The sequence below is a fragment of the Streptomyces sp. NPDC002994 genome (assembly GCF_040611155.1).
Lineage (GTDB): Bacteria > Actinomycetota > Actinomycetes > Streptomycetales > Streptomycetaceae > Streptomyces.
Genome location: NZ_JBEXNQ010000078.1, coordinates 1 through 1,084 on the forward strand (window position 1 = coordinate 1; position 1,084 = coordinate 1,084).

Here is a 1,084-nt window from a genome sequence, read left to right on the forward strand (position 1 = left end):
AGAGGTCGTTTTCTCCTAGTGTTTTATCCCGGAATCAACTGTTTGTTCTGGGGTATCGGGTCGCGCCATGAAATGGTGTTCTCGCCGGTGAGGCGGCGGGCCATGAGGTCGGCCATGGCGAGGTGGATCATGGCTTCGGAACGGGCAGGCAGGGTCTCGTAGTCGCGGGCCAGGCGGCGGTGGAGCATCAGCCATCCGTAGGTCCGCTCGACCGCCCACCGCTTCGGGATCGGGGTGAAGCCCCTGGTCCCAGGGGTGCGGCCGGTGATCTCCATGTCGATGCCGAGGGTGGCGGCGTGCTCGACGAGGTGCTGGCGGTAGCCACCGTCGACCCAGACCTTGCGGATGCCGGGGTGCTGGGCGGCGACCTGGTCCAGGAGCCGGGTGCCGGCCACCGAGTCCTGCACGCTCGCCGCTGTCACCAGCACCGCCATCAGGAGCCCGATCGTGTCGGTGACGATGCTCCGCTTCCTACCCACGATCTTCTTCCCCGCGTCGATGCCCTGACTCGAGGCATGAACGCTGGTGGAGGTCTTGACGCTCTGGGCATCGATCACACAGGCCGACGGCTCGGCTTCCCGCCCTTCCTTCTGCCGCAACAGCTGCCGGAGCAGGCCGTTGAGTTGGGCGAACACGCCTTCTTGCTGCCACTTAGCGAAGTAGCCGTAGACCGTGTTCCAGTGCGGGAAGTCATGCGGGAGGTAGCGCCACTGGACCCCAGTCCGGTCCACGTACAAGATCGCGTCCATGATGTCGCGCAGGTCATGCTCGGGCGGCCGGCCGAACTCCAGGGCCCTGCCGCGGCGCTCGAAGCGCCAGGCGGCAAGTACCGGCTCGATCAACTCCCAGCGGGCATCGGACAGATCACTCGGATACGGGCGTCGCGTCGGCATGCTTCCGGCGTACCGCCGCAGACCGAGTGCGCCCAGGCGTACAACGATGACGGCGGAAGCACACGACGCGAAGGCCGGGCGTCTTGGGATGAGACAGGCACGTGCCGCATCCTGCCCCACCCGTCACCCCACACAACCCACATGCCCCAACCACACCTGCTACCTCCTCTGCACCGCCATCCCGCACTCCA

General features: G+C 66.4%; 1 protein-coding gene. It reads right to left on the reverse strand.

Annotation, left to right across the window (positions count from 1 at the left end; all coding sequences use genetic code 11):
* Nucleotides 1-23 precede the first annotated feature (23 nt).
* Nucleotides 24-893, reverse strand: coding sequence for an IS5 family transposase (locus ABZX79_RS37810; protein ID WP_355268599.1), 870 nt, complete (start codon nt 891-893; stop codon nt 24-26).
* Nucleotides 894-1,084: the final 191 nt, after the last annotated feature.